Annotated in this window: 23 protein-coding genes, 2 tRNA genes and 2 pseudogenes; 8 read left to right on the top strand and 19 right to left on the bottom strand. The window is 71.9% G+C overall.

Translation table 11 applies throughout. From position 1 onward, the window contains the following. The first annotated feature begins 1 nt into the window (after position 1). On the top strand, positions 2 to 154 hold the full coding sequence (locus tag LRP67_RS10865) for a hypothetical protein (RefSeq protein ID WP_231270195.1): 153 nt from the start codon (positions 2 to 4) through the stop codon (positions 152 to 154). Between the two features lie 4 nt (positions 155 to 158). Continuing rightward, complete coding sequence (locus tag LRP67_RS10860) at positions 159 to 353, top strand: hypothetical protein (protein ID WP_231270194.1); 195 nt, start codon at positions 159 to 161, stop codon at positions 351 to 353. Positions 354 to 375: 22 nt separating this feature from the next. Here the strand turns inward: LRP67_RS10860 and LRP67_RS10855 are convergent. Both LRP67_RS10855 and LRP67_RS10850 read right to left on the bottom strand, forming a co-directional pair. Beyond that, a tRNA-Ile gene (locus LRP67_RS10855) sits at positions 376 to 452 on the bottom strand. A gap of 41 nt (positions 453 to 493) precedes the next feature. Further along, positions 494 to 1,447: a MarR family transcriptional regulator gene (locus LRP67_RS10850; protein WP_231270193.1), complete on the bottom strand. Its 954-nt coding sequence runs from the start codon at positions 1,445 to 1,447 to the stop codon at positions 494 to 496. A 57-nt stretch (positions 1,448 to 1,504) separates the two neighbouring features. Here LRP67_RS10850 and LRP67_RS10845 point away from each other — a divergent pair, with 57 nt between their 5' ends. Then, the gene (locus LRP67_RS10845; RefSeq protein ID WP_231270192.1) at positions 1,505 to 2,788 is read left to right on the top strand and encodes an MFS transporter; all 1,284 of its coding nucleotides are present in this window, start codon (positions 1,505 to 1,507) and stop codon (positions 2,786 to 2,788) included. Here the strand turns inward: LRP67_RS10845 and LRP67_RS10840 are convergent. From LRP67_RS10840 to LRP67_RS10830, 4 genes and pseudogenes are all read right to left on the bottom strand, one after another. Then, positions 2,781 to 3,254: pseudogene (locus tag LRP67_RS10840) on the bottom strand (zinc-binding dehydrogenase); the annotation flags it as partial. The gene LRP67_RS10845 and the pseudogene LRP67_RS10840 overlap by 8 nt on opposite strands. Before the next feature lie 172 nt (positions 3,255 to 3,426). Then, positions 3,427 to 3,747: pseudogene (locus LRP67_RS22065) on the bottom strand (alcohol dehydrogenase catalytic domain-containing protein); the annotation flags it as partial. Then, positions 3,744 to 4,190 carry a MarR family winged helix-turn-helix transcriptional regulator gene (locus LRP67_RS10835; protein WP_231270191.1) on the bottom strand — a complete coding sequence of 149 codons (447 nt, stop codon included), beginning with the start codon at positions 4,188 to 4,190 and terminating at the stop codon, positions 3,744 to 3,746. The pseudogene LRP67_RS22065 and the gene LRP67_RS10835, both read right to left, overlap by 4 nt. Positions 4,191 to 4,258: 68 nt before the next feature. Next, positions 4,259 to 5,815, bottom strand: coding sequence for an LCP family protein (locus LRP67_RS10830; protein WP_231270190.1), 1,557 nt, complete (start codon positions 5,813 to 5,815; stop codon positions 4,259 to 4,261). 123 nt (positions 5,816 to 5,938) lie between these two features. On the opposite strand from LRP67_RS10830, the gene LRP67_RS10825 reads away from it, so the two are divergent. Further along, positions 5,939 to 6,685, top strand: a complete 747-nt coding sequence (locus LRP67_RS10825) for a PIG-L deacetylase family protein (protein WP_231270189.1) — start codon at positions 5,939 to 5,941, stop codon at positions 6,683 to 6,685. A gap of 4 nt (positions 6,686 to 6,689) precedes the next feature. On the opposite strand, the gene LRP67_RS10820 is transcribed toward LRP67_RS10825, so the two are convergent. The 13 genes from LRP67_RS10820 to LRP67_RS10760 all read right to left on the bottom strand — a co-directional run bounded on the left by LRP67_RS10820 (position 6,690) and on the right by LRP67_RS10760 (position 20,181). Beyond that, complete coding sequence (locus LRP67_RS10820; RefSeq protein WP_231270188.1) at positions 6,690 to 8,168, bottom strand: SulP family inorganic anion transporter; 1,479 nt, start codon at positions 8,166 to 8,168, stop codon at positions 6,690 to 6,692. Between the two features lie 76 nt (positions 8,169 to 8,244). Beyond that, a tRNA-Asn gene (locus LRP67_RS10815) sits at positions 8,245 to 8,317 on the bottom strand. Between the two features lie 92 nt (positions 8,318 to 8,409). Continuing rightward, entirely contained in the window at positions 8,410 to 8,895 is a 486-nt protein-coding gene (locus LRP67_RS10810; RefSeq protein WP_231270187.1) for a hypothetical protein, read from the bottom strand. Next, a complete protein-coding gene (gene dnaG, locus LRP67_RS10805) occupies positions 8,892 to 10,784 on the bottom strand; it encodes a DNA primase (protein WP_231270186.1) in 1,893 nt (630 codons plus the stop codon). Before dnaG ends, LRP67_RS10810 begins: the two co-directional genes overlap by 4 nt. A 20-nt stretch (positions 10,785 to 10,804) precedes the next feature. Beyond that, positions 10,805 to 11,719 (bottom strand): 2-hydroxyacid dehydrogenase, encoded by a 915-nt coding sequence (locus tag LRP67_RS10800; protein WP_231270185.1) that lies wholly within the window; start codon positions 11,717 to 11,719, stop codon positions 10,805 to 10,807. Next, the gene (locus LRP67_RS10795) at positions 11,716 to 12,951 is read right to left on the bottom strand and encodes a deoxyguanosinetriphosphate triphosphohydrolase (protein WP_231270184.1); all 1,236 of its coding nucleotides are present in this window, start codon (positions 12,949 to 12,951) and stop codon (positions 11,716 to 11,718) included. Before LRP67_RS10795 ends, LRP67_RS10800 begins: the two co-directional genes overlap by 4 nt. Before the next feature lie 44 nt (positions 12,952 to 12,995). After that, positions 12,996 to 14,225, bottom strand: coding sequence for a glucose-1-phosphate adenylyltransferase family protein (locus LRP67_RS10790; protein ID WP_231270183.1), 1,230 nt, complete (start codon positions 14,223 to 14,225; stop codon positions 12,996 to 12,998). A gap of 160 nt (positions 14,226 to 14,385) precedes the next feature. Continuing rightward, positions 14,386 to 15,156 carry a CAP domain-containing protein gene (locus LRP67_RS10785; protein WP_231270182.1) on the bottom strand — a complete coding sequence of 257 codons (771 nt, stop codon included), beginning with the start codon at positions 15,154 to 15,156 and terminating at the stop codon, positions 14,386 to 14,388. Between the two features lie 297 nt (positions 15,157 to 15,453). Continuing rightward, positions 15,454 to 16,335, bottom strand: coding sequence for a mucin-2 protein (locus LRP67_RS10780; protein ID WP_231270181.1), 882 nt, complete (start codon positions 16,333 to 16,335; stop codon positions 15,454 to 15,456). Positions 16,336 to 16,468: 133 nt separating this feature from the next. Further along, positions 16,469 to 17,623: a tRNA dihydrouridine synthase DusB gene (dusB, locus tag LRP67_RS10775; RefSeq protein ID WP_231270180.1), complete on the bottom strand. Its 1,155-nt coding sequence runs from the start codon at positions 17,621 to 17,623 to the stop codon at positions 16,469 to 16,471. 46 nt (positions 17,624 to 17,669) lie between these two features. Then, positions 17,670 to 18,374, bottom strand: a complete 705-nt coding sequence (locus tag LRP67_RS10770; protein WP_231270179.1) for a hypothetical protein — start codon at positions 18,372 to 18,374, stop codon at positions 17,670 to 17,672. 24 nt (positions 18,375 to 18,398) lie between these two features. Then, complete coding sequence (locus tag LRP67_RS10765; protein WP_231270178.1) at positions 18,399 to 19,811, bottom strand: glycine--tRNA ligase; 1,413 nt, start codon at positions 19,809 to 19,811, stop codon at positions 18,399 to 18,401. Between the two features lie 49 nt (positions 19,812 to 19,860). Continuing rightward, entirely contained in the window at positions 19,861 to 20,181 is a 321-nt protein-coding gene (locus tag LRP67_RS10760) for an antibiotic biosynthesis monooxygenase family protein (RefSeq protein ID WP_231270177.1), read from the bottom strand. Between the two features lie 99 nt (positions 20,182 to 20,280). Here LRP67_RS10760 and LRP67_RS10755 point away from each other — a divergent pair, with 99 nt between their 5' ends. The 4 genes from LRP67_RS10755 to LRP67_RS10740 are packed head-to-tail and all read left to right on the top strand — an operon-like array spanning position 20,281 to position 23,360. Further along, positions 20,281 to 21,162 carry a metal ABC transporter substrate-binding protein gene (locus LRP67_RS10755; protein ID WP_231270176.1) on the top strand — a complete coding sequence of 294 codons (882 nt, stop codon included), beginning with the start codon at positions 20,281 to 20,283 and terminating at the stop codon, positions 21,160 to 21,162. Further along, complete coding sequence (locus LRP67_RS10750) at positions 21,159 to 21,968, top strand: metal ABC transporter ATP-binding protein (protein WP_231270175.1); 810 nt, start codon at positions 21,159 to 21,161, stop codon at positions 21,966 to 21,968. Before LRP67_RS10755 ends, LRP67_RS10750 begins: the two co-directional genes overlap by 4 nt. Then, the gene (locus LRP67_RS10745; RefSeq protein WP_231270174.1) at positions 21,965 to 22,969 is read left to right on the top strand and encodes a metal ABC transporter permease; all 1,005 of its coding nucleotides are present in this window, start codon (positions 21,965 to 21,967) and stop codon (positions 22,967 to 22,969) included. Before LRP67_RS10750 ends, LRP67_RS10745 begins: the two co-directional genes overlap by 4 nt. Next, complete coding sequence (locus LRP67_RS10740; RefSeq protein WP_231270173.1) at positions 22,956 to 23,360, top strand: Fur family transcriptional regulator; 405 nt, start codon at positions 22,956 to 22,958, stop codon at positions 23,358 to 23,360. The genes LRP67_RS10745 and LRP67_RS10740 overlap by 14 nt, the downstream gene beginning before the upstream one ends.

Genomic DNA, 23,360 nt, shown 5'->3' with positions numbered 1-23,360 from the left:
GATGACGTGGACATGGGGCATCGCCACAGCGGCCGAGCGTGCCGCGGTCTTCGACTTCCCCCAGGTCCTGCTGCTGGTGACGGGCGTGATCGGCTCGCTGATCTTCCTCGCCCTCTGGTGGCGCGCCCAGGACGACGAGCCCGACGACCAGTGACCTCGTGGGCCGCGCCCGCCTCTACAAGCTCGGGTGGATCTACAAGTACAAGCGGGTCGACACCTACTTGGGCGGCTGCGAGCCCAAGAAGACCCGCCTGTACGGCGCCGCCCCCGTCAAGAAGAACACCAACGGCGTCTACTACTGGGCGCGCGAGAAGAAGACCAACGCGGGCAAGTACCGCTACGACAGCCTCTGAGCGCCCGGCAAGCGGACACGCCTGGTGGGGCGGGTGGGGCTCGAACCCACGACCCAAGGATTATGAGTCCTCTGCTCTGACCGACTGAGCTACCGCCCCTCGGTGGGCGAGCCTAGCGGCGTCGCCGCGGCACCGGACAGTCAGCCGCCTTGCACCAGCCGGTCCCCCAGCTCGGAGCGCAGGTAGAGCACCGCTCGACCGTGTCGCGCTGAGGTGAGGAGGCCCGCGGCGCGCAGGGCGCGCAGGTGCTGGTTGACCGCGCTCGTGGTGACGCCGAGCCGCACCCCCAGCTCGGTGGAGGAGACCGGGGAGTCCAGCACCATGAGCAGCTGCGTGCGAGCGGTTCCGAGCACCTCGGCGAGCGCCGGCGGTCCCGCCACACGGGCATCGGGCAGCCAGAGGGTGCCCACCCCGCGGGCGGCGTACATGACCTGGGGCGGCTGCTCGGCCGTGATCGGCGTGGACCCGCCTCGCGAGAAGATCGAGGGCACCAGCGTGAGTCCCGCGCCCGTCCGGCGGTAGCCGCCTCGGCCGCTCGTCGAGACCTGGACCACGTTGCCGACCAGGCGCACCCGCGCGCTGAGATCGTCGAACATCGCCGCCAGCCCACGCTGCGCGATGACCCGTCCCCGATGAGCGACGTCCCCCTCGAGAACGGTCCTCATCCGCGGCCACCAGGGCTCGAAGCAGGTGTCCCAGAAGGCCCGCACCGCTCGCAGCACGCGGGCGAGCACGCGGTCGATCCGTCCTGCCAGGACGGGAGGCAACGGGTCGTGGACCTCGAGCAGCTTGGCGCGCACCAGCCGACCGGGAAGCGCGGAGACCATGGCCAGCTCGTCGTCGAAGCGGGTGAGCGGGGAGCTCGGCAGCGGGTGCAGGAAGTCCGGCGTCCACAGCCGATCGTTGGTCAGGGCGGTCAGCACCTCGGTGTCGAGTCCACTCCGGGCCGACTCGGTCATCCGCAGCCACGGCAGGTGCTGCGGGTAGCGCCCCGGGTCCCGGAAGACCCTCAGCCCCAGCCCGAGCTCGTTGAGCGGTGAGATCGCGAACCGAACGGCGCCGAGGTCCAGGCCCTCCAGCTCGTACTCGATCATGTAGCCATACGCTACATCGGTGGCGCCGCACCTCGCCGACGTGGGACAACAGGGCACGTGCTGAAGCGGACCCTCCTGCCCGATGACCCGGTCGCCCGCGCCCTGTCCCTGGCGACGATGGCAGCCTCCCTCTCGACGGGGCTCTTCTACAGCGTCAGCGCGCTCTACTTCACCACCGTCATCGGGCTCTCGGCCACCACCGTGGGAGCCGGCCTGACGATCGCGGGGGCCGCCGGGGTGGCGGGGTCGTACGGCGGTGGCCGGCTCTCCGACCGGTTCGGTCCCGATCGGGTGCAGCAGGTCGCGACGGTCGTGCAGGCCCTGGCCATCCTCGCCTACGCCGCAGCCGACAGCGCCCTCTCGTTCGTGCTCGTCGCATGCGTGGCCGTCGCGTCCCGCGCGGTGCAGGGCACGGCGAAGCAGACCCTGCTCGCGCGCTGGTTCACCGGTCCCGACCGGGTCCAGGTCCGCGCCCGACTCCGGGTCGTGACCAACGTCTTCATCGGCCTCGGCACCGCGCTTGCCGCGGTCGCGCTGCTGGTCGGCACCGCCACGGCGTACCGCACCACCCTGGTCGTGGTGGGCGCGGGCACGCTGCTCGCGGCCGTGCCGCTCGGCGGGTTGCGGGGCCGGGTGGACGGGCTCGCCGCAGCCCTGCGTCCGGTCCGGGGTCGGCACGCCGCCCCGGACCTTCCACGCGGCCGCTCCCCGCTCAGGGACCGCACCTACCTCGCGACGACCGCGCTCACGTCGGTGATGGCGATGCAGTTCGGCCTCCAGAACGTCGGCGTCCCGCTCTGGGTCGCCCACCACACCGAGGCGCCGGACGTCATGGTCTCGGTGCTGCTCCTGCTCAACACCGTGCTGGTGGCGCTGCTGCAGGTGCGTGCCTCGCGCGGCACGCACGAGGTCGCCACCGCTGGACGCGCCGTGCGCCGTGCAGGGCTCCTCCTGGCGCTGGCCTGCCTGCTACTGGCCGCCTCCGGCACGGTGGGGGTCGTGGCGGCCGTCGTCCTGCTGCTCGTCGCCGAGGTGACCAGCACGATGGCCGAGATCCTCTCCGAGGCAGGCGCCTGGGGTTTGGCCTTCGAGCTGGCCGACCCGCTCAGCGCCGGCGCCTACCAGGGTGTGAGCCAGATGGGCTACTCGGTGGCGGGCATGGTCGCGCCGCTGGTCATCACCGTCACCGCGATCGAGCGCGGCACGCCGGGATGGCTGTTCCTCGGGTCGGTGTTCCTCACCGCCGGCGTGCTCGTCGCCCTGGTCGCGGCGCGCGCGTCCCGAGCGACGTTCGTCGCGCCCCCCGAGGGGGCCACCGCCGGGGCCTCCGCGCTCAGGTGAGGACGACGATCTTGCCCCCGGCGGCGTTGTCCTCCATGACCCGGTGGGCCTCCTGGATCTCGTCGATGCCGAAGACCCGCCCGATCGGGACGGCGACCTCGCCGGCCGCGACGGCGTCCAGGAAGCCCTGCAGCACGGCCGCGGGGAGGTCGGTGGCGTCGCCGGTGTAGCCGGTCAGGCGCACGCCGCTCGGGATGTCGCCGGTCGGGTAGAAGTCGCGCAGGAGCCACTGGTTCGAGAGCATCCCCGACACGCACACGGTGCCGTGCACGCGGGTGGCGTGCAGGCAGTCGAGGACGGTGGGCGTGCCGACGAGGTCGAGGGCGGCGTCCACGCCGCCGGGGACGATCGCCCGCACCTCCTCGGCCAGCGGTCCCGCGTCGACCAGCACGCGGTCGACTCCGAGCCCGTGCAGGCGCTCGACGCTCGCCGGGTTGCGGGTCGTCGACAGGACCGAGAGCCCCCACCGCTTGGCGAGCGGTCGCGGCCATGCCGACGCTCGAGGTGCCGCCGCGCACCAGCAGCGTCTGCCCGGGCTGCACGTCGAGGCCGACGGTGAGGGACCCGTACGCCGTCTGCAGCATCTCCGGCACGGCGCCGAGGGTCGACCACGGCAGGTCGCTCGCGAACGGGACCGCCTGACGCACCGGCACGCAGGTGTACTCGGCGTAGCCGCCGTCGTACTGCCGGCCCATCCCGCCCATCATCACGGCGACCTGCCGGCCCTCGTCCAGCTCGCCACCCGGACAGTCGACGACCACCCCGGTCGCCTCGATGCCCAGGACCCGAGGGAAGGTCACGCCCTCGGCCAGACCCAGCCGGGTGTGCAGCTCGGACCGGTTGAGGCCGAACGCGCGCACGCGCACCAGGGCCCAGCCGGGCGCTGGCACGGGCACCGGCAGCTCGCGGAGGTGCAGGGCCCCGGCGGGACCCGGCGCGTCCAGCACGACCGCCTTCATGCGCCGACCTCCTCGACCTGGAGGGCGTGCAGGATCCGGTCCAGCTCGGCCAGGTCTGCGGCCGGCAGCCGGGCGCCCAGGCGCTGGCCCAGCTCGGCGCCGAGATCCGGGACCACGTCGTCGAGGAGCCGCCGTCCGGCCGGGGTCACCTCCAGGAGCGACGAGCGCCGGTCCTGCGGGTCGACGGTGCGGACCACGTGACCGGCCGCGACCAGCCGGTCCACCGCCTTGCTCGCTCCCCCGACGCTGATGTGCAGGGCGGACACGATGTCCTGCACCCGACAGCCGTCGGTCTCCGCCACCACCTGCAGCACCGTCACGTGCGTGAGCGCGACCCCATGTCGCCGGCGCACCCGCTGGTCCACCGCGTTCCACAGCTGTGTCTGCACCCGCACCAGGCGGGTGAACGTCGCGTACAGCCTCCGGTCGTCGCTCTCGCTCATGATGACCTCAAGCGGCTTCGCGTGAGATACATTCCCAGGAATCTAAGTCACCGGCCGCCGCTCGCACCTCAGCCACCGGAGCTGGCACTGACGGTCTCGTCCTCGGGGTGGTAGGCACAGGCGTCCTCGGTGTCCTGGTCCGGCTTGTCCGCCTTCGGCGGCGCTGGCCGGCCGGGCTTCGGCTTCGGGTGCAGCGCGCGCTGGACGGTCTCGTGCAGGTAGTCGTAGTCGGGGTCGCCGGAGAAGAACTTGTCGGAGCTCTTGAACACCACCGACTTCACCTTTGCCTTCTTGACCTCGAGCGCGAGCTCGACGAACGCGGGCGCGATGTCCAGCGGGATGTCGGTGTAGACGACCTCCTTGCCGGCCTTCGCGAGGTCGAGGTAGCGGGTGAGCAGGGTGACGGGGTCGGCCGCCTCGACGATCGCGTCGACCATGCAGCGCTGCCGCTCCATCCGCTCGTAGTCGTCGGAGCCCCAGCGGCCGCGGGCGAACCACAGGGCGTGGTAGCCGTCGAGGTGCTGGTCGGGGCCCGGCTCGAGGTAGCCGATCGGCGGGATCCCGGCATCGGTGTTGCCCTCGATCGCGACCGGCTCGTTGATGTTGACCGTCACCCCGCCCATGGCGTCGACGACCTGCTTGAAGCCGGAGAGGTTGGCGAGCAGGTAGTAGTCCACCCGCACGCCGAGGCTCCCCGCGACCGCCTGCTTGATCGCGTCGGCGCCCTCGTTGTCACTCTCGCCGAGGACGCCAGGGTGACGCTCGGGGATCTGCCCGTAGACGGCGTTGAGCATGTAGAAGCCCGCCTCGGACTCCGCGGTCCCGACGCCGTAGCCGTCCGGGTAGAGGTCGTGCAGGGGGCTGGACTCGGGGAACTGCGCGTACATCATGTTGCGCGGCAGGCTGAACATCACCGTCTTGCCGGTGCGGGTGTCCATGCTGACGAGGATCACGGTGTCGGTGCGGACGCCGGTGCGGCCCTCGCCGGCGTCGCCTCCGAGGAGAAGCACGTTGACCCGGCGGCGACCACCCCACGGGTCCTTCTCGCTGACGCCGCCCGGGCGCGTCGCGCTGGCGTTGCCGTCGAAGACCGTCTTGACCAGGTCCGCCTGCGCCAAGGCGTAGCGCGACGCCATCGCGCCCGGGACCAGCACCGCGAGGCAGAGCAGCCCCACGGCGGTGTTGCCGACCGCGGTGTGCCAGCGCGGCCGCGTGCGCGGGCGCACCAGGCGGTAGGACGTCAGCACCACGAAGACCCACACCAGGACGCCCACGGCCAGCAGGGCAGCGGCCAGCTTGAGCCGGGCCGGGTCGAAGGCGAGGTCGATGGAGGTGCGGACGTCGCGGCCGAAGTACCACGCGACGCTGCCCAGCAGCGCGAGCCAGATGCCGAGCACGACGGCGCCCAGCGCCCTACGTCCGGCGTAGAGGTAGCCGGCTCCTGGGAAGACGGCGCCCAGCAGCGTGAGCCCCAGGGTCCCGGGCAGCCCCGCCGTACGCCGCCGGCGCGGCCGCAGCGCCCGCGACCCGCCCTCGCGACGGCGGCGTCGCCACAGCGGCGGCCGGGTCGCGCGCTTGGCGCGTCGGACCCCGCGGCGAGCGCCGATGGCGGCCTGGTCAGACATGTCGACCCCGTCGAGGAAGTGGTGTGAGGCGGCGCTCGCCACGAGTCGAGCGCACTGAAAATTACCATCGCGAGGTGCCCCGCACGGGTCTACACGAGCGCTCGGCGCTGGCATGCTCGACGTATGAGCACTCCACCGCCGCCCCTGGAGCCCGTCGACGAGACGTGGGATCGCGCTCTGTGCGTGGTGGCCCACCCCGACGACCTGGAGTTCGGCAGTGCCGCCGCCGTCGCTCGCTGGACCGGCCAGGGCAAGACTGTCGGCTACTGCATGGTCACCAGCGGCGAGGCCGGGATCGACGGCCTCGCGCCCGGTGAGTGCCGCCGGGTGCGCCAGGCCGAGCAGATCTCCTCGGCGGCGCTCGTCGGCGTGCCGGAGGTGACCTTCCTCGGGCTGCCCGACGGCGTCCTCGAGTACGGCGTGAGCCTGCGGGAGGCCATCGCACTGGAGGTCCGGCGCTTCCGCCCCGACATCGTCGTCACCGGCAACTTCCGCGAGACCTGGGGCGGGCGCAACCTCAACCAGGCCGACCACATCGCGGTCGGACGGGCGGTGGTGGACGCCGTGCGCGACGCCGGCAACCGCTGGGTCTTCCAGGACCAGCTGACCGCTGGGCTCGAGCCGTGGGACGGGGTGCGCGAGGTCTGGGCCGCCGGCTCACCGCAGAGCACACACGGCGTGGACACCACCGAGACCTTCGACGCCGGCGTCGCGTCGCTGGAGGCGCACGCCGCCTACATCGACGGGCTCGGCTGGGAGCACTTCGACCCCCGCGAGTTCCTGGAGGGCTTCGCGCGCCAGGCCGGTCAGCGGATGGGCGTGGCCTACGCGGCGTCGTTCGAGGTCTTCCCGATGGGCTTCGGCGAGTAGCGCGTCAGCCGAGCCGCCCGGTGAGCAGGGCGTGCCGGTCGGCGCTGACCCCCTCGAGCCCGACGATGCGCGCGGTCTTGCCCTTGCGCTCGTACTTGGTCGTGATCGCGTCGAGCGTGGCGACGGTGGAGGCGTCCCAGATGTGGGCGCCGCTCAGGTCGATCACCACGTCCTCGGGGTCCTCGGCGTACTCGAACTGCGTGTAGAGGTCGTTGCTGGACGCGAAGAACAGCGCCCCGGTGACCCGGTAGACCGCGCGGGTGGTGCCGTCCGCCAGGACCTTCAGCTCGCGGTGGGTCGCGGTCACGTGGGCCACCCGGCGCGCGAAGAGCGTCATCGCGACCAGCACGCCGGCGATCACCCCGATGGCGAGGTTGTGGGTGACGACCACGACCACCACGGTGGCCACCATGACCGTCGTCTCCGAGCGCGGCATCCGGCGCAGCGTGGAGGGGCGGACGCTGTGCCAGTCGAAGGTCCCGACCGAGACCATGATCATCACTGCGACCAGGGCGCCCATGGGGATGATCGCCACCACGTCGCCGAAGCCGACCACGAGGACCAGCAGGAAGACGCCCGCGAGCAAGGTGGAGATCCGGGTCCGGGCCCCCGAGACCTTCACGTTGATCATGGTCTGGCCGATCATCGCGCACCCGCCCATGCCGCCGAAGCAGCCGGTGACGACGTTGGCCACGCCCTGCCCCCACGCCTCGCGGGTCTTGTCGGAGTGGGTGTCGGTGATGTCGTCGACCAGCTTGGCCGTCAGCAGCGACTCCAGCAGCCCGACCAGCGCCATGCCGACGGCGTACGGCGCGATGATGCGCAGCGTGTCCATCGTGAGGGGGACGTCGGGAAGGAACAGGGCCGGCAGACTGTCCGGCAGCTCCCCCTCGTCCCCGACGTCGGGCACCGACACGGCGGCCAGCACCGTGAAGCCGGTGAGGGCCACGATCGCCACGAGCGGGGCAGGGACCACGTCGGTGACGCGCGGCAGGCCCACGATGATCGCCAGTCCCACGGCGATCATCGGGTAGACGAGCAGCGGCACGTCGACCAGGTGCGGCACCTGCGCGAGGAAGATCAGGATCGCCAGGGAGTTGACGAAGCCGACCATCACCGAGCGCGGGATGAACCGCATCAGCCTTGCGACCCCGGCGAGGCCGAGCGCGACCTGGATCGCGCCGCCGAGCAGCACGGTGGCGATGAGGTAGTCGTAGCCGTGGTCGCGCATGACCGGCGCCACCACCAGCGCGACCGCACCCGTGGCTGCCGAGATCATCGCGGGGCGGCCGCCGAGGAAGGCGATCGTCACGGCCATCGTGAACGAGGCGAACAGGCCGACCCGGGGGTCGACGCCGGCGATGATCGAGAACGAGATCGCCTCGGGGATGAGCGCCAGTGCGACCACCAGCCCGGCGAGGACCTCGGTGCGCAGCAGCCGCGGCGATCGGAGGGCGCTGCGGACGGTGCCGGGTGTGCTCACGGGTGCCTTCGGACGGTCGTACGACGAAGCGGCCCGGCCGGCGAGCGGTGCTCGCGGGCCGGGCCGTCTCTCTGCGCTCCCCCGGTTGGACTCGAACCAACGACATCCTGATTAACAGTCAAGCGCTCTGCCAGCTGAGCTACAGGGGATCGCGCCGTCCGGCGATGGACAGCGCGGCAACTTTAGCAAGGGCGGCGACGGGGTCGAAATCGGGATCGGTACGGCGCCCCCGCGGCGGCGATCAGCCGAGGTGGACCTCGTCCGCGGCATCGGCCAGCGCTCGCTCGGACGCCTCGCGGACCAGGGGGTCGTCGGGGTCGATGCCGGCGTCGTACTCCAGGAGCCAGGCGATCTCACCACGGGAGTGCGGCGCTCGGCGCGCGATGACGCGCACCCCCTTGCGTCCGCGCACGGCGACGTGGCGCTGGAGCACGATGCTGGCCGTGACCCGCTCACGCACGAGCTCCAGCAGGCGCCCCGGCTCGTCGAGGACGATCCGGTGGGTGGGCCGCTCCTGACCCCAGGTCCCCACCTCACTCACCCGAAGCACCGAGGTGTCACGGTCCCACTCGGCGGCCTCGACGCCCTCCCACGGGATGCGGCGCTCGCCCAGGTAGAGCGCCTGGCGGGTGCCGCCGACGGCCTGGCCGTCGACGCCGACGGCCCAGGCGAGGAGCCGCTCCCCCGGCTCGACCGCCAGGTCGGGGCGCGATCGCCGCAGCCTCATTCCGTGCCCGCCATCCGGTCGCGCAGGTGGCGCCGGTGCTGCTCGAGGGCGGCGAGCTCGCCGAACATCTTGTTGTACTCGGCCGGGTGCTCCACCGGGTTGGTGCGCTGCAGGCGCGACTTGACCGCCGCGATGCGCCGCTGCGCGGTGAGCTCGAGCAGCTTGAAGACGTAGGAGCCGACGTAGGCCGCGTCGGGCTCGCGCATGAGAGGCTCCACCCCCAGCGCGCTGATCGCCGACGAGACCGCCGGGTCCTGCGCCGAGTCGCGCAGCTTGGTCGACCAGCCTGGGTCGGCGGAGCCGGCGGCGAGACCCCCGGCCGCCTCGACCAGCTCCCAGACCCCGCGGTAGGTCGGGTGGGTGAAGTCGTTGGGCCCGATGTCGGCGGTGGAGCGCCCGATCGCCATGGGGTGCTGGATCACCAGCTTGAGCGTCTCGCGCTCGATCGAGAAGCGCGGGTCGCGCAGGTCGGGTACGGCGGGCCGGCTCGGCGCCTCCGGGGCCGGCTCGGCCTGCCCCCCGCGCGACATCTGGGCCGGACGCTCGTCGCGCCGGGCGGGGCGGTTGGCCGCGCGGCGCACCTCGGTGCGGGCCTCGTCGACGTCGATGCCGATCATCCCCGCGATCTCGCGGGCGAACGCGTCGACCTTGGACTTGTCGCGGATGGCCGAGACCAGCCGGGCGCTCTCACGCAGCGCGTCGACGCGGCCGTCGGCGCGGTCGAGGTCGTACTTGCTCACGACGTTGCTGAGCACGAAGCGGTACAGCGGCACCCGGCGGGCAACCAGCTCGCGCACCGCCGCGTCGCCCTTCTTGATCCGCAGGTCGCAGGGGTCGAGGCCGTCGGGCTCGACGGCGACGTAGGTCTGGGAGACGAAGTTCTGGTCGCCGGCGAAGGTCTTGAGGGCGGCGTTCTGGCCGGCCTGGTCGCCGTCGAAGGTGAAGATCACCTCGCCGCGGAACTCCTCGTGGTCGTGCAGGAACCGCCGCAGCACCCGGGTGTGCTCCTCGCCGAAGGCGGTGCCGCAGGAGGCGACCGCCGTGCCGACGCCGGCGAGGTGGCAGGCCATCACGTCGGTGTAGCCCTCGACGACGACGGCCTGCGAGGACCGCGCGATCTCGCGGCGCGCGAGGTCGATGCCGTAGAGGACCTGGCTCTTCTTGTAGAGCGGGGTCTCGGGGGTGTTGAGGTACTTGGCGTCGATCTTGTCGTCGTCGAGGATCCGGCGCGCGCCGAAGCCGATGGTGTCGCCGGTGGCGTCGCGGATCGGCCACAGCAGCCGTCCGCGGAACCGGTCGTAGGCCGACCGCCCGATCGCCACCAGGCCGACCAGCGTCATCTCCTCCTGGCTGAAGCCGCGCCCGCGCAGGTGCCGCAGCAGCGCCTCGCCGTCGCTCGGCGCCCAGCCCATGCCGAACCGCTCCGCGACCTCCTGGTCGAACCCGCGCTCCAGCAGGAACTGTCGCCCTGGCGCCGCATCCGCAAGCGCGAGCTGCTCGGCGTAGAACTCCTGGGCGACCTTGTTGGCCTCGACCAGCCGCGCTCGCGGCGGACCCTTCGGCCGCTGGTCGCGCTCGTCGCCGTCCTCGCGCCGCAGCTGGACGCCGACCTTGTCGGCCAGCCGCTCCACCGCCTCACCGAACGAGAGGCCGTCGATCTTCATCAGGAAGGTGATGACGTCGCCGCCCTCCTGGCAGCCGAAGCAGTGGAAGAACCCCCGCGACGGCGTGACGTGGAAGGACGGGGACTTCTCGTCGTGGAAGGGGCACAGGCCCTTCATCGAGCCACCGCCGGCGTTGCGCAGGGTGACGTAGGAGGAGACCACGTCGTCGATGCGAGCCTTCTCGCGCACCTCTGCGATGTCGTCCTCGCGGATCCTGCCTGCCACGTGGTGATCCTAGTCGGGAGTCAGTACGAGCCGGACATGACGTTGCACAGGTCCTCGCCGGCGGCGAAGCGCCGCAGCTGCTCGCGGACCAGTCGGTGGGCACGCGGGTGCATGGCGCTGGTGACCCCGCCCACGTGGGGCGAGACGAGCAGGCCGGGGGCGTCCCACAGGGGGCTCTCGGCGGGCAGGGGCTCGGTCTCAGCCACGTCGAGGGCGGCGGTGATCCGGCCGGTGTGGAGGGCGGCGACGAGGTCGTCGGTGCGGACGATGGCGCCGCGGGCCATGTTGACCAGCAGTGCGCCGTCCTTCATGCGGCCCAGGAAGTCGGCATCGACCAGGCCGCGGGTCTCGTCGGTGAGCGGGACGATGAGGATCACGACGTCGGCGTCCGGCAGCACCGCGGGCAGGTCGGAGAGCGCGTGCACACCGTCGCGCGCGGTGCGCGCCATCCGCGACACGGTGACCTCGAAGGGCAGCAGCCGCGCCTCGATGGCCTGCCCGATGGCGCCGTGCCCGATCAGGAGGACGTGCTTGTCGGCGAGCGCCGGGCGCCACTGCGGCCGCCACTCGTGACGGTCCTGGCCGCGCACGAAGTCGGGGATGCCGCGCAGCGACGCCAGGACGAGCGCCAAGGTGAGCTCGGCGGTCGAGGCGTCGTGGATGCCACGGCCGCTGCACAGCGTGACGCCGGCGGGCACCCTCGCGCGGAGGTGGTCGACGCCGGCCGAGAGCGTCTGGACCACCCGCAGCGAGGTCATCTGCTCCAGGACGTCGGCCACCGTCGCGTCCATGCGGTAGGGCGTGACGTAGAACGACACCTCGCCGACGGAGTCGGGCACCGAGACGGTCGGGTCCACCACCTCGTAGCGCAGCCCCGCGGGCGGGTCGCCCAGCAGCTCGGGCTCGAACGGCAGCCACACGAGGGGGTCGGTCATTTGCGTCTCCTGAGTCGGGCGTGCCAGGCGACAGCGCTGGCGTCGGTGAGCGAGGCGACCTGGTCGACGACCACTCGCAAGCGAGCGGCGTCGTCCGGCGCGGCGGCCCAGTCGTCGGCGAACGGCCGGTCCAGCTCGTCAGGGGCGCGGTGGGCGAGGATCGCCACCAGCTCCATCATCAGCTCCCGCTCCAGCGCCATCGCGGCCAGCCGGTCGGGGGCGCTCATGACGTAGTGGGCGGCGACGCCCTTGAGCACCGCCATCTCCAGCCTGGTGTCCTCGGGGACGACGAGCGAGCCCTCGTAGCGCACCAGGGGACGGTCGCCGGCCGCGAGCGTCGCGTGTTGCACGGCGCCGCAGAAGCGACCGATGAGGTCGCTGGTGAGGTTCTTCAGCGCCGCCAGGCTGCGCCGGGTGCCGTCGTACGGCGTCGTGGGCCAGCTGCCCTGCGTGCGCAGCCCGGCCAGCACCTGGTCGAGGGTGGCGTCGTCGGCGGCCGGGAGGTACCACGCCCGGACGGTCTCCCACACGGCCGGCTGGTCCATCGCGGTGAGGTCGATGCGCCCCACGACGATGCCGTCCTCGACGTCGTGGACGGAGTAGGCGACGTCGTCGGCGAGGTCCATCACCTGCGCCTCGACGCAGCGCCCCTCGCCTGCCCCCTCGCGCAGCCAGTCGAACACCGTCGCGTCTTCGGCGTAGACCCCGAACTTCGCCGGGTCCGGCCCACCCCCGCGCGGCCAGGGGTACTTGGTGCAGGCGTCGAGCGTGGCCCGCGTCAGGTTGAGCCCGACCGAGCGGCCCTCGGCGTCGAAGGTCTTGGACTCCAGGCGGGTGAGGATCCGAAGGGTCTGCGCGTTGCCCTCGAAGCCGCCGCAGGCGGCGCTCAGGTCGTCGAGCACGCGCTCGCCGTTGTGACCGAACGGCGGGTGGCCGAGGTCGTGGGCCAGCGCCGCCGTCTCGGCGAGGTCCGGCGCGCTGCCCAGCGCCCGGGACAGGTCGCGGGCGACCTGGGCCACCTCGAGGCTGTGGGTGAGCCGGTTGCGGGTGAAGTCGTCGCTCTGCGGCCCGACCACCTGGGTCTTGGCCGCCAGGCGCCGCGAGGCGGCGGCGTGGACCACGCGCGCCCGGTCCCGCTCGAACGGCGTGCGCACGGGCGCGTCCACCCGCTTGGGCGGCTCCGCGACGACCCGGTCGCGGGCGTGGTCGTCGTACAGGTCGAGGGCATCCATCGGCGCGACCCTAGTCCGCCGCGCCGACGCGCGGGCGCGCGGGCTCAGGCGCTGCTGCCCGGCTCCAGGCGGCTGCCGGCGTCCAGCGACACGCCCTCGCCCACGGTGGAGCCGCGACCGACCAGGGTCACCACGTCGGAGTCGTCGGTACCGGCCACGCCCGGCTCCCCCACGCGCGCGTCCGGCCCGATCTCGCAGAAGGAGTCGACGATCGACCAGTGCACCCGGGCTCCGCGGCGCACGACGGTGTCGCGGAAGATGACGCTGTCGTGGACCTCGGCTCCCGCCTCCACGACGACTCCGGGCCCGAGCACGCTGCGGCGTACGACGCCGCCGACCTCAGCGCCCGGGCTGACCAGGCTGTCCGCCACGTCGACGCCCTGGAGGAAGCGGGCCGGTGCCCGCTGCGGCTGCCGGGTGAGGATCGGCCAGTTCGCGTGGCCCAGGACGTCGTGGTCGTCGGTCAGGAAGTCCTGGTGGGCCCGCAGGTACAGGTGGGGCTGCCCGAGGTCGCGCCAGTACCCCTCGAGCGGGTGCGCGTAGGTGCGGCCGCGCTCGACCAGGCGAGGCAGCAGGTGGTCGCCGAAGTCCTCCAGCCCGGTGTCGCCGGCCTCGCTCTCGCCGCCCAGCTCGCGGTGCAGCTCCTCGAGCACCTCGACCAGGACGGTCGGGTCGTAGACGAACACCTCCGTCGCGATGGTGCCGGTCGTCGGCTCCTCCGGCTTGTAGTCGAAACCGGTCACCAGCCCCTCGCCGTCGGTCTCGACGGTCGCGTGGTTGCCGGCCTCCTCGACCGGGACCTCGGTCGTCACGACCGTGCACTCCGCGCCCGTCCTCCGGTGCGCCTCGATGGCGTCGGTGTAGTCCAACCGGTAGACGTGGTCGGCGCTCATCACCAGGAGCGCGTCCGGGGCGTACGACGCGATCTGGTCGCGGATACGGAACAGCTCGTCGGCGTTGCCCTTGGCGAAGCCCTCCTCGTCGAGGCTGCCGGTGCCCTCCTCCGGCATCAGCAGCCGCAGCCCGCCGCGGGAGCGGTCCAGGTCCCACGGCCGCCCGTTGGCCACCTGCTCCTCGAGCGTCCCGCCCTGGAACTGCACCGAGAGCCACACCTCGTCGACCCCGCTGTGGGTCAGGTTCGACAACGGCAGGTCGACGAGCTGGAAGACCCCCAGGAACGGCAGCGCGGGCTTGGCCCGCTCACGGGTGAGGACGTCCATTCGGCCGCCGGCGCCGCCGGCCTGGATGATGGCGAGCACGCGGTCACGGGGCATGCCGCAGTCTGGCACGGGGGTGGTGGCGCGCTGTAGTCGACGGCCAGGGTTATCAGCAGATGCTGAAAAACCTGTCCTTCTGGGCACGAATAACGGCCCAGAACGTCAGGGAAAGGCCCAGAAGCTCCATCCGGGGGGACTCGACGCGACCTCGACCGGCTCAGTACTTGCCGAAGTTCTGGGTGTAGTACGGGCGGCCTTCGGCGTCCCAGGCCACGCCGATGCCCAGGTGGGTGTAGTCGCCGAGCAGGTTCTCGCGGTGTCCGGGACTGGCGATCCAGGCGTCGACGACCTCGCCGAGCAGGTAGCCGTAGGCGATGTTCTCGCCGGCCCGGGTCCAGCCGGACGGGTACTGCCCGGCGTAGTCGGGGTTGTGCTCGAACACGCCCGTGCGCGCCATGCGCGCCGACCACCGCTGGGCCACGTCGTCCAGTGCGGCCATGGCCTTCAGCGCGGGCTTGCCCTGCGAGGCGCGGAACTCGTTGGTGTCGCGCAGGACGACGGCGCGGACCTCGCGGACCTGCGCCGTGGCCGCGGGCCGAGCGCCCCGTACCAGGACGACCCGAGAGGTCGCCGGCCGCAGCCGAGGAGTCCTCAGAACCCGCACCCGGAACCGGTTGACCCCCAGCCGCACCCGGGGAGCGAATGCGTAGGTGCGGTTGGGCCGGACCCGGCTCCGCTTGACCAGCACCCATCGCTCGCCCGCCTTGCGCTGCAGCACCACCAGCGCCCGAGCGGACGCGCCGCTCACCCGGCCGCTGAGGCGGACGGTCTTCGAGACCGGCACCTGCGCGGCCGCGGCGCGCAGGGTGACGGTGGTCGGCCCGGGCGCGGCCGAGGCCGGGGATGCGACCAGGGCGGGTCCCAGTCCCACCCCGAGGAGCAGGAGCAACGTGAGAACCGGGCGCGCGAGCACGTGGTCACGAGGCATGCCGCAGTTTGGCATGGGTCGGCGTGGGCTGCGGGTAGACGGCAGGGTTATCAGCAGATGCTGAAAAGCCTGCCGTTCTGGGCACGAAGAACGGCCCAGAACGACAGGAAATGGCCCAGAACCTCAGCCAACGACCGCGGCGGAGGCGAGCGCAGGAACCTCGGCGAGGTGCTGGCGCATCTGACGAGCACAGGGCAGGGGTCGGTCCGGGCGACGCCATGGACCACCACGGCCGCACCGACGCGCAGATCCGTGCCGGCTCGAGTCACCGTGCAGGTCGGCTGAGCCGCGTCGCCGTCAGTACGTCGTGACGTGCACGTGGTCGTAGTGGTTGGCCGTGCTCGAGCCGCGGTCGGACATCGCCCGCCAGCCCTCGCCGGAGCGCTCCACGGACCAGATCCGCTGGGAGTAGATCAGGTAGCTGACGCCGAGCTCGGCGTAGTGCTCCCGCACGAACTCCGCCACCTGGTAGCCGAGGTCTCCGGACACCATGATGTCGACGGCGATGCCCTGGCCGTGCTCCCCGTCGCTGCGGAAGGTGCCGTAGGTCGTGATCGAGGGGAACGCCGCGCACACGGCGGCGTGCACCTGCTTGACGTTCTCGCTGACGCCGCTGGGCACCGACGTGCCGTTGGTGCAGTCACCGCCGAGGGCGAACGGCTCCTCGTTCGTGAGGTAGCCGGCGGTGACCCAGCGCGACTTGCCGCCGACGACGATCTCGTCACGGCCGTAGAGCTCGCGCCCCGTCACGAGGACCTTCTCACCGGCCTCGATCTCGCCGACCTGACGGGCCTTCTCGGTGGGGTCGGTCCAGAGGTTCAGGGTGCTGGCGATCCACAGGCGGTCCTCCGCCTCGGCGATGGCCCGGCGCGTCGACTCCGAGGACATCGTGACCTGGCTCTTCGACATCATGCTGGTGAGCTCGCCGCGGCCGGCTCCGCGGCTGACGGTCTGCTCACGCTTGGCAGGGGTGGAGGGCGACGCGGAGGCCGACGCGGACGTGGAGAGGGATGCGGACGCGGCGGCGGTGACGTCGTCGGTGCTGCTCGCGGGCTCGCCGGCGAGGACCCCGAGGGTCACCGCGGAGGCGGTCGCCAGGACGGCGAGCGGGCCGGCGATGACGGCGGCCCGGGGCATGCGGCGGGCATTGGCCTCCCGCTTGTGGCGATGATCTGCCACAGCGCTGAATCCTTTGCTGTTGCTGACAGGGACTGTGCCCTGCCGCACGGGGCGGCCGGGCACGAGCCCCGACTAAAGCACAGTGCGCGGAGCCTGTCCCAATTCCGTGCCAGTTTTCCCCAGGTGTTCCGAGTCACCCGCCGGTGGTCTCGGAGGCGTCCTCGCGCAGCAGGCAGTCGGTGCCGTCGGCGTCGTCGAGCCAGCCCTCGGGCAGGGCAACCTTGCTGCGGGGCGATCCCTGGCGCCCGCGCGGGGTGCCGAGGGCGTCGCGCGGAAACGGCTCGTGCGGGTCGAGTACGGCGAGCAGCCGGTCGAGGTCGGCGAGCGTCTCCACCATCGCCAGCGAGCGGCGCAGGTCCCCACCGGCCGCGAAGCCCTTGAGGTACCAGGAGACGTGCTTGCGGAGCTCCTTGCAGCCGCGCTCCTCCCCCATGTGCCGGCACAGCAGGTCCGCATGGCGACGCATCATCGCCGCGACCTCGCCGAGGGTGGGCAGGGTGGCGATGCTCTCGCCGGCGAACGCCGCCGCGAGATCGCGGAACAGCCAGGGCCGGCCCAGGCAGCCGCGCCCGACGACGACGCCCGCGACGCCGGTCTCCTCGACCATGCGCACCGCGTCGGCGGCCTCCCAGATGTCGCCGTTGCCGAGCACCGGGATGTCGACGTGCTCGACGAGCCGCGCGATGGCCTCCCAGTCGGCCTGCCCCGAGTAGGACTGCGCCACCGTGCGCCCGTGCAGGGCGATCGCGGCCACCCCGGACTCCTGTGCGATCCGGCCGGCGTCGAGGTAGGTCAGGTGGTCGTCGTCGATGCCCTTGCGCGTCTTCATCGTGACCGGGACGCCGTACGGCGAAGCGGCGGCCACCGCGTGCTCCAGGATCTGGCCGAGCAGCCCGCGCTTCCACGGCAGGGCACCGCCGCCGCCCTTGCGGGTCACCTTGGGCACGGGGCAGCCGAAGTTGAGGTCGATGTGCGCGACGCCGTACTCGCCGCACAGGATCTCGGCGGCCTTGCCGACGTAGACCGGGTCGGTGCCGTAGAGCTGGACCGAGCGCGTGGTCTCGAGCTCGTCGAATACCAGCATCTTCAGCGTCGTCTCGTCGCGCTCGACCAGCCCCCGCGAGGTGATCATCTCGCAGACGAACAGACCGGGGGCCCCCTGCGCACGCATCTGGTCCAGGCACAGGCGGCGGTAGGCCGCGTTGGTGATGCCCGCCATCGGTGCGAGCACCACGGGCGTCTCGACGTGAAGCGACCCGAGGGTCAGCGAGGACGGCACAGCGGTCATGGTGCCATTCTCCCGTCCGGGCGCACCGCGGCCCAAACCCGCCTGCTCAGGCGCCGCCGGAGCCCTTGCCTCTGCCCTTGCCCTTGCCCTTCTGAGGCTTGGTGATCTTGTTGATCTTGCCGGTCCAGGTGATCGGGTTGAACTCCTGCGAGGGTCGGAACGACACCGCCTTGAGCCTGGTCTTCGCGGGTGCCAGGAACACCAGGCACGCCTGGTGGGTGGCGCCGGGGCGGAACTGGCGCGGGAACGGCAGGCTCGGGCAGGGCTTGAAGCTGCCCTCGAACGTGGAGGCCTCGATCAGCCGATTGCCCGAGTCGACCCCGTAGAGCGGGACCGCGCGGCCCCCGAGGTTGGACGTCCCGACGTTGGTGAGCGTGGCGTAGACGAAGTAGGGGGTGGTCGAGCCGACCTGGTCGGAGAGCCGCCAGCCGGAGAACGACTCCTTGAACGTGGTCCTGACGATCCGCCTGACCGACACGTCGAGCGCGCCCACGATGCCCTGGCGCGGGCGGTAGGCGACGACAGCCTTCTCCCCCAGCCTGAGCCGGCTGCCCGGCTCGGTCAGCTCGACGCCGTCGGGCACCGGTAGGTACGGCTCCTCAGTGGGGGTCGGCGTGGGCGACGGAGACTGGCTGGTGCTCTCCCCCGACTCGCTCGGGTCGTCGCCTGAGTCGCCCGAGTCCTCCGAGCAGCCCACCAGCACGGCGCACATCAGCACCAGACTGCTGATCAGGACTACGGGGCGCACCATCCCTTCATTGTGCACCCCTGCGGCTCAGCAGCCGAGGAAGCGCTCCCCGAAGTAGGCCGAGATGCGGTCGAGGCCGATGCGCTCCTGCTCCATGGTGTCTCGCGCGCGCACCGTGACCGCGTCGTCCTCGAGGGTGTCGAAGTCCACGGTCACGCAGTACGGCGTGCCGATCTCGTCCTGGCGGCGGTAGCGCTTCCCGATCGCGCCGGCGTCGTCGAAGTCGACGTTCCAGAAGCGCCTCAGCTCGGCGGCCAGGTCACGCGCCTTGGGCGAGAGGTCGGCGTTGCGGCTCAGCGGGAGCACCGCCACCTTGACCGGGGCCAGGCGGGGGTCGAGGCGCAGCACGGCCCGGGTGTCGACGCCGCCCTTGGTGTTGGGCGCCTCGTCGACGTCGTAGGCGTCGATGAGGAAGGCCATCAGCGAGCGGGTCAGGCCGGCGGCCGGCTCGATGACGTACGGCACGTAGCGATCGCCGCTGGCCTGGTCGAAGTACGACAGGTCCTTGCCCGAGAACTTGCTGTGCTGGGTCAGGTCGTAGTCGGTGCGGTTGGCGATGCCCTCGAGCTCCTCGAAGCCGCGCTGGGAGAAGCCGAAGTTGTACTCGATGTCGACGGTGCGCTTGGCGTAGTGACTGAGCTTCTCCTTCGGGTGCTCGAAGTGGCGCAGGTTGGCGGGGTCGATGCCGAGGTCGATGTACCAGGCGGTGCGCTGGTCGATCCAGTACTGGTGCAGCTCCTCGTCCTCACCGGGCTTGACGAAGTACTCCATCTCCATCTGCTCGAACTCGCGCGTGCGGAAGATGAAGTTGCCCGGGGTGATCTCGTTGCGGAAGGACTTGCCGATCTGGGCGATCCCGAACGGCGGCTTCTGCCGGCTCGTGGTCACCACGTTGGCGAAGTTGAGGAAGATGCCCTGCGCGGTCTCGGGACGCAGGTAGTGCAGCCCGGACTCGTCCTCGATCACGCCGAGGTAGGTCTTGAGCATCATGTTGAAGGGCCGGGGCTCGGTCCACGCGCCGCGGGTGCCGCAGTTGGGGCAGGCCAGCTCCTTGAGGTCGACGGAGTCCGGGTCGACGGGGTCGCCTCCCTTGACGCTCTTCTTGGCGGCGTAGTCCTCTTGCATGTGGTCAGCGCGGAAGCGCTTGTGGCAGGACTGGCACTCGGTCAGCGGGTCGCTGAAGGTGCCGATGTGGCCCGAGGCCTCCCAGGTGCGGGTCGGCAGGATCACGCTGGAGTCGAGACCCACCACGTCCTGGCGGGCGGTCACCATCGCCTTCCACCACTGGCGCTTGATGTTCTCCTTCAGCTCCACGCCGAGCGGGCCGTAGTCCCAGGCGGACTTGGTGCCGCCGTAGATTTCCCCGCACGGGTAGACGAACCCGCGCCGCTTGCAAAGGGAGACGACCTGGTCGAGTGCGGTTGCCGGCTTCTGTGCCACGTAGGTGCTCCTGCTCGATGGGCCGACTGGCTGCCGGTCCCGGAACGGCTCAGCCTAACGACCGGGTCGACTCGACATTGAGCACGGTCCCCGGCTCGACCACCTCATAGGCGCTGGGCTCGTCCAGCGCCCTGCTCAGCAGCGGCACGGCGCCGAGCTTCACGTCGTAGGACGACAGCGCCCGGCGGTAGGCGCCCACGTGCTCCCAGCGCGTGGTCAGCACCCACAGGGTGGGGTCGTCGAGGTTGCGGCCGATCGTGCCGCCGACATACCCCGACCGCTGCGCGAGCAGCCCGTGCGCGGCCTCCAGCTCGGCCCGGAACGCGTCGCGCTCCCCCGCGTCCACCCGGAACCTGCTCATCACCAGCATGCGCCGAGCCTAGCCCAGAGTTGACAACCATTCTCAACCGGCCTGAGAATGATTCTCATGCGTAGGCGTCACCTCCTTCCCCTCGTCTGCCTTCCGCTCATGCTGACCGGATGCTCCGCCCTGGCCGAGGACACGCAGGGCGTGCAGGTGGCGACCGCGTTCTACCCCCTGCAGTACGTCGCCGAGCGCGTCGCCGGGGACCATGCGACCGTCGAGAACCTCACCCAGGTCGGCAAGGAGCCGCACGACCTGGAGCTCACGATCCAGGAGACCGCGCTCATCGCGCAGGCCGACCTGGTGGTCCACCAGGGCGGGTTCCAGCCGGCGGTCGAGGACGGGGTCGCCCAGAACGCCACCGGCGCGGTCCTCGACGTCACCGACGTGGTCGCGATGGTGCCGTTCGACGACGGGCACCACGGTGAGCACGAGGATGAGCACGAGCACGAGGGCCACGACCACGGCGACCTCGACCCGCACTTCTGGCTGGACCCGCTGCGCCTGGCCGACGTGGGCGACGCGGTCGCAGACGAGCTCGCGGACATCGACTCGGAGCACGCCGACGACTACCGCTCCCGCGCGCGGGAGCTCCGCGCGGACCTGGAGGCGCTCGACCGGGAGTACGCCGAGGCACTGGCGAGCTGCGCGCGTGACACCATCGTGGTCTCGCACGACGCCTTCGGCTACCTGGGCAAGTACGGGCTGCACCTGGAGCCGGTCGCCGGCCTCTCCCCCGAGGCGGAGCCGACAGTGGCCGACCTGGCTGAGCTGCAGGAGCTGGTCAAGGAGGAGGGGATCACGACCGTGTTCTCCGAGACCCTTGCCAGCCCTCGGTTCACGGGCCCACTCGCCGACGACCTCGGCATCACCACCGCCGTGCTCGACCCGCTCGAGGGCCTCACCAGCGAGAGCGCGGACGACGACTACCTGTCGATCATGCGGGACAACCTCGCCGCCCTCGAGAAGGCCAACGGATGTCGATGACAGCGCCCGTCCCCCCCATCGAGCTCACCGACGGCGCCGTGGCGATCGGCGGCCGGCCGATCCTGCGCGGCATCGACTTCCGGGTCGAAGGCGGGGAGTTCCTCGCCCTGCTCGGCGCCAACGGCTCCGGCAAGTCCACGCTGGTGCGCGCGCTGACCGGCCTGCGCACGCTCGCCCACGGCCGGCTGCGCCTGTTCGGCACCGACCTCCACGACTTCCGCGAGTGGCGCCGCGTCGGCTTCGTCCCGCAGCGCGCGGGCGCGACATCCGGCGTGCCCGCCTCGGTCTGGGAGGTGGTCGCCTCGGGCCGCCTCAACCACCGCCGGCTGCTGCGCCCGCTCTCGCGCGCCGACCGCGCGGCGATCGACGACGCCCTCGAGGTGGTCGGGCTCAGCGACCGGCGGCGCGACGGTGTCGGTCAGCTCTCGGGCGGGCAGCAGCAGCGCACGCTCATCGCGCGGGCGCTGGCCAGCGAGCCGGAGCTGATCTTCCTCGACGAGCCGACGGCCGGCGTCGACGTCCCGAACCAGCTGGCCCTGGCGCAGGCCCTGGGTGAGCTCAAGGCCCGCGGCGCCACCATCGTGCTGGTCACCCACGAGCTGGGCCCCCTGGCGCCACTGGTCGACCGGGCCGTGGTGATGCGCGACGGCCGCATCGCCTACGACGGCGCGCCGCTCACCGACCACGAGGTGCACGACCCGTGGCTCGCCGAGCCGCACACCGACCACCATCACCACCACCACGCGGAGGCGGAGCGCCACGACCACACGCCCCACGTCGCCTCTCCCCTGGAGGGCACGCCATGAGCCCGGCCGAGCTGTTCTCGCTCCCGTTCATGCAGCGCGCCCTGCTCGCGGCGCTGTTCACGGGGCTCGCGGCCCCGGCGGTCGGCACCTACCTGGTCCAGCGCCGCCTCGCGCTGATGGGCGACGGGATCGGTCACGTCGCCGTCACCGGCGTCGCGATCGGACTGCTGACGGGGACCTCCCCGACGTGGACCGCGGTGGTGGTGGCGGTCCTGGGCGCCATCCTGATCGAGGTGATCCGCGAGCGGGGCCACACCAACGGCGACGTCGCGCTCGCCCTCCTCTTCTACGGCGGTCTGGCCGGCGGAGTGCTGGTGACCGGTCTCGCGGGCCAGTCGGCCGCGGGGCTGCAGCAGTACCTGTTCGGCTCGATCACCACGATCTCGCCGGGCGACGTGCTGGTCACGGTCGGGTTGGCCGCCCTGGTGGTGGTCGTCTGCGTCGGCCTGGCCCCGCAGCTGTTCGCGGTGTCACAGGACCAGGAGTTCGCGCGCGTGGCCGGGCTCAACGTGCGGGTCTACAACGTGATGGTCGCGGTGCTGGCCGCCGTCACCGTGACCGTGGCCATGCGCACCGTCGGTCTGCTGCTGGTCTCGGCACTGATGGTGATCCCCGTGGCGACCTCCCAGCAGCTGACCCGGTCCTTCCGTACCACGCTCGGCGCGGCCATGCTGCTCGGGACGCTGGCCTCGGTCGGCGGGCTGGTCCTCGCGGCCTTCGCCTCCTACCGCGCCACGGTCGCCCCCGGCCCCACGATCGTGCTGCTCTCGCTCGCCGGCTTCGTCGTCACCTGGCCGATCGGCCTGTGGCTGCGCCGCCGGGCTCGCCTGAAGGAGCCGTTCGCGGGCCTCGACCCGATCGAGCACGAGGTCACCGACGAGCACCCGCACGACCACGGCCCCGACTGCGGCCATGCCGCCGTCCCGCACGGCGACCACATCGACTACGTCCACGACGGCCACCGGCACGCACCCCACGGAAGGCACTATGACGAGCACTGACCCGGCGCCGCCGACCTTGCGGCCCACCAAGCAGCGGCTCGCGGTCGCCGCGGCGATGGCCTCCTTCGACGACTTCCGCTCCGCCCAGGAGATCCACGAGCTGCTCGGACGCCTGGGCGAGCCGGTCGGCCTGGCCACGGTCTACCGCACGCTGCAGCGCATGGTGGAGACCGGCGAGGTCGACCTGCTCCGCACCGAGGACGGCGAGGCGATCTACCGCCGGTGCTCCGATGCGCACCACCACCATCTGGTCTGCCGCGGCTGCGGGGCCACCGTGGAGGTCGAGGGACCGGCGGTGGAGCGCTGGACCCGAGCGATCGCCGACGAGCACGGCTTCGCCGACGTCAGCCACACCCTGGAGATCTTCGGCACCTGCGCGTCGTGCCGCTAG

Origin of the sequence: Nocardioides sp. cx-169 (genome assembly GCF_021083605.1) — a bacterium.
Taxonomy (GTDB): Bacteria; Actinomycetota; Actinomycetes; order Propionibacteriales; family Nocardioidaceae; genus Nocardioides.
This window is presented reverse-complemented; position numbering and strand designations above follow the sequence as displayed.